This is a genomic window from Streptomyces sp. Q2, from assembly GCF_056820935.1.
In genome coordinates this window covers 66,548-73,261 of sequence record NZ_JBXEJE010000048.1, presented here as the reverse complement: position 1 = coordinate 73,261, position 6,714 = coordinate 66,548, and the positions used below count along the sequence as shown (strand labels likewise).

Below are 6,714 nucleotides of genomic sequence, written 5' to 3'. Positions count from 1 at the left end.
ACACCACCGTCACCCAATGGCTCACCACACTCCAACCCACCGACACACCGCAGGACCCGAAGCAGTAGTCACCGAGAGCACTCCCTGGCGTAGCGGAACACGATGATCGCCTCGAAGACGTCGCCTCGCTCGCCGGACAGTCGAAGCCGCGCAGCGTCATCACCCGGCCGCCGTCGCGGACCGCACGAGGCATCGGGAAGGGCCCGGCGCCCGAGCGCCCACACATCACGAGGGTGAAGCAGCTGAGGACCACGCCGGCGATCGTCACGGCCGTCCGGCCGCCCGCCGTCCACAGCACCGGGGCGGCGGCCGAGAAGATCGCGCCCCCGGGCAAGTCGCTCGCGGCGAAGGCCGAGTTGGGTCGGCAGCGCGCCTCGTTCGACACGGGCGAACATGCGCGACTGGTTGAACAGGTGGACGCCCCCGACAGTTGTCAGGCGACGGTGTCGGACGCGCTCCGCTTCTGGTCTGCCGCCCAGGAGGCCAACAGGCGCAACCCGTCGTAGGAAGGGGAACCGGGTTCAGCAGTCCACACGATGATGTGCTGGTGGGGGTCCGTGCCACACGTCAGCGTGTTCCAGTCGAGTGGCAGCTCGCCCACCACCGGGTGACGTAGCTTCATGACGCCCTTGCCCCGCATCGCGACGTCATGCGCGGCCCACCACTGCCGGAACTCTGCGTAACGGGCGGAGAGCTCCTCGACCAGAGCGGTGAGGCGCGGGTCGCAGGGGTAGCGCGCACTCTCCATGCGCACATGTGCGATGGCCAGCCGGGCGATCTCCTCCCAGTCCGCATATCGCTCTCGCACCAAGGGTTCGGTGAACAGCAGCCGGACGAACACGCGCTCCTGCTCCGGGTAGCGCCCGAAGTCGGTCCACAGGGCGGCGGCGAGCTGGTTCCAGCCCAGGATGTCGGTGCGCCGACCGATGACGACGGCCGGCGAGGCGGTGAGATCGTCCAGCATGCGCTGCAGCTGCGTGTCCACCTGCTGGCGATCGCCCGACGCAGGCGGGCGCACTCTCTCTTTGGCCGCGAGGTCGAACAGGTAGGTGCGCTGGTCGTCGTTCAGGCGGAGCACCTCGGCGATCTCGTTCAGGAGGGGAGCAGATGCCTGGAGACGGCCCTGTTCGATTCGTGTGTAGTACTCGGTACTGATCGCGGTGAGAAGTGCCACTTCCTCACGGCGCAGACCGCTCACACGCCGCCGTTGCCCGTCACGAAGCCCGACCTCGGAAGGACTGACTTCGGCACGGCGGGCCTTGAGGAACTCACCCAGCTCGTTCAGGTGGGGGCTGCGGTTCATGATCTCCAACCTCCCACAGAAGCCCGGTGCTGTGAGGGGGCGAGATCCTCCTACTTCAGCTTGCCTTTCGCACGTTAATCGTACCGGTTCCGACGTGTATGGCTGTAGGTAGAGGAGGACTCGGGGACCCGGCATGCGTACTGGGGGCCTCCGAGTTTCCTTCCGTGTGCAGCCGAGTCGTCAGCTCAGCGCCTTGAGCACTTCCTGGGCCGGCGGAACCGCCGAGCCAGGGTTCTGGCCGGTGAGCAGTGTGCAGCCGAGCTCGACGGCGCCGGCACCCAGGAAGACGGCTTCGGCGATCGCGGCCGTGTGGCCGTATCCCGAATGAACGGCATGGCGACAGTGGGGCGGCCGGAGAGGACATGGTGATCGTCTCCTGGGATGTCTGCGCTCGATGCGGATCAAGCTTTGCATCGGATTAGCACGCTTTGGGGGGTAGGAAAATGTCCCCTCCCTATCTTTCGCCGGGTAAGCGACTCTCCCCTTCGGGGACTGGCTTAAAAGGCGCGACCGCGGGACTTGTCCTTACTTGTCCTTTCTTGCGGGTACGGGGCACGCCAGCTGAGGTACGGCGGCAGGACCGCGCCCCCAACCGCCCGCGACGAAGCGTGCTGCCACCTTAGAAAGGCGTCCTTGATGTTCCAGGACGAGTGCGAGCCGTTGGAAGGCGAGAAGAGACGTGACCGTCCAGACATCGAACGTGACCATCCAGATATCAGAGGTGGGAAATCTGCCTGCCGCCCTGACCACGTTCGTGGGCAGGCGCCGGGACCTTGCCGAAGTGCGCCACCGTCTGGGGACCACGCGGCTGCTGACGCTCACCGGTATGGGCGGGGTGGGCAAGACACGGCTGGCGCTGGAGGCGGTCGCGGCGGCGGCGGACTTCGTGGACGGGGTGTGGCTGGTGGATCTGGCGGCGGTGCGGGACCCGTCGCTGGTGGCGAACGCCACGGCGACCGCGCTGGGGGTGCCGGACCTGGGCACCAGGCCGGTCATCGACCAGCTCGCCGCCTTTCTGGCCCATCGCGCTCCGCTGATCGTGCTGGACAACTGCGAGCACCTCATCGACGCATGCGCCGAGCTGGCACACGCGCTGCTGTCGGCCTCCCCCGGACTGCGCGTTCTGGCGACGAGCCGCCGGGCGCTGGGAATCTGCGGCGAGCACCTCTTCGCCGTCCCTCCGCTGGCGCCGGACGATGCGGCGGAACTGCTGCGGGACCGGGCCACCGCCGTGCGCCCGGATTTCCGGATCACCGACGCCAACCGCGCTCAGGTCCTCCGGTTGTGCGAGGGCCTGGACGGGCTGCCGCTGGCCATCGAACTAGCCGCGTCCCGGCTGCGGATGCTGACCGTCGACGAGGCGGTGAACCGGCTGGAGGACCGCTTCGGGCTGCTCACGAGCGGCAGCCGGGTCGCCCGGCCGCACCAGCGGACGCTACGTGCGTTGATCGACTGGAGCCACGAGCTGTGCACCCCCACCGAGCGGCTGCTGTGGAGCCGGCTGTCGGTCTTCGTCGGCGACTTCGGCCTGGACGCGGCCGAGGCCGTCTGCGCGGGCGACGGCATCGGCCGGGACGAGGTACTCGATCTCCTCGACCGGCTGGTCGTCCAGTCGATCGTCGTGCCCACCGAGCACGAGGGCCTGCCGCGCTATCGGCTGCTGGGGACCATCCGCCAGTACGGGCGGGAGCGGCTCCCCGAGTCCGGCCAGGAGCAGCAGACGCTGCGACGGTACGACGCTTTCTACCTGGCCCTCGCCGAGCGCATCGCCGACGGCTGGTACGGCCCCGGCCAGCTGGAGAGCCTGGCCCGGCTGCGTGCCGAGCATGCCAATCTGCGCGCGGCGCTGGAGCGGGGCGGCGACCCGCAGGCCACCCTGGCGCTGGCCGCCGCGCTGCGCTTCCACTGGTGCGAGGGTGGATTCCTCGGTGAGGGACGCGGCCGGCTCGACCGGGCGCTCGCCGCCGCGCCCGAGCCCAGCCCGGCCCGGGCCAGGGCGCTGTGGGTCGCCGCCTGGGTGGCGGCCCTGCAGCACGATCACGCTACGGCGTCCCGGTGGCTGGACGAGGCCGGAGCGCTGGGCGAGCACCTGGACGACCCGGTGGTGTGCGCCCACGTCCTGAACCTGCGTGGCATGTTGGCGTTGTTCAGCGGCCGGCTGGAAGAGGCCGTGTCCTTGTTGGAGGAAGCGGTGGCCGCCCATATGGGGACAGGCGAGAAAATCGGCGCGGTCTACGCGCTGATTCTGATGACTACCGCCCAGTCCCACCTCGGGGATCCACGCGCCACGGAGACCTGCAGGCAGGCGGTCGCCCTGGCCGAGGCGCATGACGAGCGGTTGGCCCGCGCGCATGCGCAGTGGACGCTCGGCTACGACGCCTGGAGGCGCGGCGACCTGGCGGAGGCCTCGGTCATGATCCGGGCCGCGCTGGAGAACGAGCAGGGCTTCAACGACTACACCAGGGTCGCGCTGATGCTGGACGAGCTCGCCTGGGTCACCGCCGCGCGCGGTGACCACAAACAGGCGGGGCGGCTGCTGGGTGCCGCGCGTGCCCTGTGGCGGGACATCGACACCCCCATCGCCACGTTCGGCCCGCACATGGCCGAGCAGCACGCCCAGTGCGAGGAAGCCGTCACCTGGGCGCTGGGCCCGGCAGCGTACGAGAAGGCCCTCGCGGAGGGCGGCAGCCACCGCGGCCCCGACGAGGCCATCGCCTACGCACTGCGCACCGGGTCCGAGTCGACCGCCGCGGCCCCCGCCCCGAGCCCGCTGACCCCCCGGGAGCAGGAAGTGGCCGCGCTGGTGGCCAAGGGCATGAGCAACCGGCAGATCGCGTCCGCCCTCGGACGCTCGCCGCGCACGGTCCACGGCCACGTCGAGAACATCCTGGCCAAGCTCGGTTTCCGTTCCCGCGCCCAGGTTGCGTCCTGGTGGACAGCGAACCAGGCACCCACCCCGTAGGACAACCCGTAGAAATACCCGGACCGGGGGCGGGGCCCGGGACCGTACAAATACCCATGGCCTCGGGGCGTACCCCTCGCCGAGTCTTTCGGCATGACATATACCAAGGCGCGCCGTCCTGCGCCGCGGCCTTCCGGGCCGCGCCCAGGCGTGCGCCCCCATTCCCCGCCACCCACGGCGGCGGTCGGCAACCGGATCTGTGACGGGAGAGCGCCGACCGATGTCAGTTGCTTCCGCCCCTGTCGCACACGGCACCTGGAAGCGACAGCCGGCCAGACCGGCCAGCAGTGCGTGAGCGCCCGGTGCCGGCCAGTCGGCATGAAGGTCACCGTCAAGATCGGGAGCTGCCGCGCACCGCGATCGAATCAATACATCGCTCGTACAAAAAGGAGTTCCTATGACGACCGAGATGCAGGGTGGACCTTCCCGAAGGTCATTTCTCGCCGCTATGACGGCCGCGGGTGTAGTGGCCGGTGGCGGCCTGGGCCTGGTGGTTGCCGCCGCCCCCATGGCGAGCGCCGCGACCGACGCGGACGTCACCTGGCGTATCACTAGTGAGCCAGGCAACGGAACTGAGAGTGCCATGGTCACCTACGCCGCGACGCTCCGCGGCATCAGGGAGGCGATCGGCTCGCACGCGGTCAGGCCAGAGGGGGGTCTCGTCGTCCATGTCACCGACGCGAACGGGGCGAACCAGTACATCACCCTCGATCTGCACGCCGAGAACAGGCCCGCGATGATCCGCGTGTTCATGCGCCGGTCGGACAACTACGTCATGGGATTCCGGCAGGGCACCGAGAGGGCTGACGGTACGGTGGAGTGGAACAGCTTCTTCCACCTGGAGAGCACGGTAACGCTGCCGGGTGCCATCCGGGGCGCTGGCGGGAACACGAACCTCCGGTACGAGGGGCGGGCGAACTACAGCGACCTGCCCGACCGTAGAGGCATGGAGATCACTCCCCAGAGCCTCCACGCCGCCGTGATGAACCTGTGGGACAGTAGTCGATTCATCAGCGACTCGGCCGCGCATCGGTCGCTCCTTCAGATCATCGTGGCATTCGCCGAAGGCGCCCGGTTCCGAAACCAGGCGGCCGCGACCGCGACGGCATTTCGATACGCTAGGCCGTACATCCTCACTGACGCACACATGGTCCAGCACAACAACTGGAGCTTGTTGAGCAATGCGCTCCTAGGGGCGGTCGTTGCGGGAGCCGTCGTCCTTGCCGCTCCGATCGCAATCGTCGGGCTTGAGACAATCACGACCGCCGTGGCCCTCGCGGCCCTCATCATGTTGGCCCACCACTCGGGCAGGAACACCGAGGGCAGGGGTCTTCTCGAGGGCAGCACGAAGCTCGTCGCGGCCGACGGCATGGGCGACTACTGGACCGTGCAGGAGGCGATCGACGCCGCTCCCGCCGGGGGCAGCCACACCATCCTCATCGACAAGGGCCTCTACCATGAGGTCATCAATGTCCCGTCGAGCAAGTCCTGGCTGACGATCGAGGGTGTCGCCGGCAACCGCGCGGATGTCCTCATCTACAACACCAGGTGCCACGGGATGATCAACCCGGCGACCGGCCTGAAGTACGGCACCCAGGGCAGCGCCGTGGCCTCCTTCAGTGCACCCAACCTGACCGTCAAAAATCTCACGATCCAGAACACGTTCGACCGCAACGCCCACCCGGAGATCAACCAGTACGAGACCCAGGCCGTCGCGGTCGCCGCCATGGGTGACCGGCAGACGTATTTCAACGTATCGATCATGAGCCATCAGGACACCCTGCTCTGCAAGGGGGCGACGCCCACGACCCAGGCCCGGCAGTACTTCTACAAATGCTTCATCCGGGGCGACGTGGACTTCATCTTCGGCAACGCCACCGCGGTGATCGACCGGTCCGACATCCAGATGCTCGAATGGGTCGGTGGCACGATCCTGGCGCCGAACACCGACTACCGGAAGAAGTACGGGATCCTCGTCACCGACAGCTGGATAAGCGCCAACGCGCCAGTAGGGTCGATGCACCTCGGCCGACCGTGGCACAACGTTCCGGAGGCCCACCCCCAGGCGGTGGTCCGTAACACCGTGGTGGCCTCGGCTGTAAAGGAAACGCAGCCCTGGACCAACATGACCCCCGATTATCCCTGGTCGTGGGCCCGGTTCAAGGAGTACGAGAACTCCGGTTTGGGAGCTGGCGTCGGCGCGAACGCGCCGAAGCTGACCGACACCGAGGCGGGGGACTACACGGCTCGGAAGTACCTGGCCGGCACCGACGGATGGAACCCGGTCCGCTGACCGAGGCCAAGGTGGCGCGCCCACTGCCTACCGGCGGCACCTCCGTCCTGGCGTCGAGGTGAACCATGGCGGGGCCGGGACAGCATTCCTGTTGCCCCGCCACTGTTCGTACACGCACCATCGGCCCTGGGGCGGTCGTCCACCTGGCCGCACTGG

4 protein-coding genes are annotated in these 6,714 nt (G+C 68.4%); 2 read left to right on the top strand and 2 right to left on the bottom strand.

The window, feature by feature from the left end; translation table 11 throughout:
- Both ACWBNA_RS39530 and ACWBNA_RS39525 read right to left on the bottom strand, forming a co-directional pair.
- On the bottom strand, window positions 1-385 hold a 385-nt coding region (locus ACWBNA_RS39530), incomplete at its 3' end, for a hypothetical protein (protein ID WP_482709387.1).
- Window positions 386-433: 48 nt separating this feature from the next.
- The gene (locus ACWBNA_RS39525) at window positions 434-1,303 is read right to left on the bottom strand and encodes a helix-turn-helix domain-containing protein (RefSeq protein WP_482709386.1); all 870 of its coding nucleotides are present in this window, start codon (window positions 1,301-1,303) and stop codon (window positions 434-436) included.
- 679 nt (window positions 1,304-1,982) lie between these two features.
- Between ACWBNA_RS39525 and ACWBNA_RS39520 the strand changes: the two genes are divergently transcribed.
- Window positions 1,983-4,265, top strand: a complete 2,283-nt coding sequence (locus ACWBNA_RS39520; protein ID WP_482709385.1) for an ATP-binding protein — start codon at window positions 1,983-1,985, stop codon at window positions 4,263-4,265.
- A gap of 397 nt (window positions 4,266-4,662) precedes the next feature.
- Window positions 4,663-6,558 carry a pectinesterase family protein gene (locus ACWBNA_RS39515; RefSeq protein ID WP_482709384.1) on the top strand — a complete coding sequence of 632 codons (1,896 nt, stop codon included), beginning with the start codon at window positions 4,663-4,665 and terminating at the stop codon, window positions 6,556-6,558.
- Window positions 6,559-6,714: the final 156 nt, after the last annotated feature.

Coding starts and splice junctions, on each gene's coding strand:
- ACWBNA_RS39515 (WP_482709384.1), top strand. CDS start 4,663: ATGACGACCGAGATGCAGGGTGGACCTTCCCGAAGGTCATTTCTCGCC.
- ACWBNA_RS39525 (WP_482709386.1), bottom strand. CDS start 1,303: ATGAACCGCAGCCCCCACCTGAACGAGCTGGGTGAGTTCCTCAAGGCC.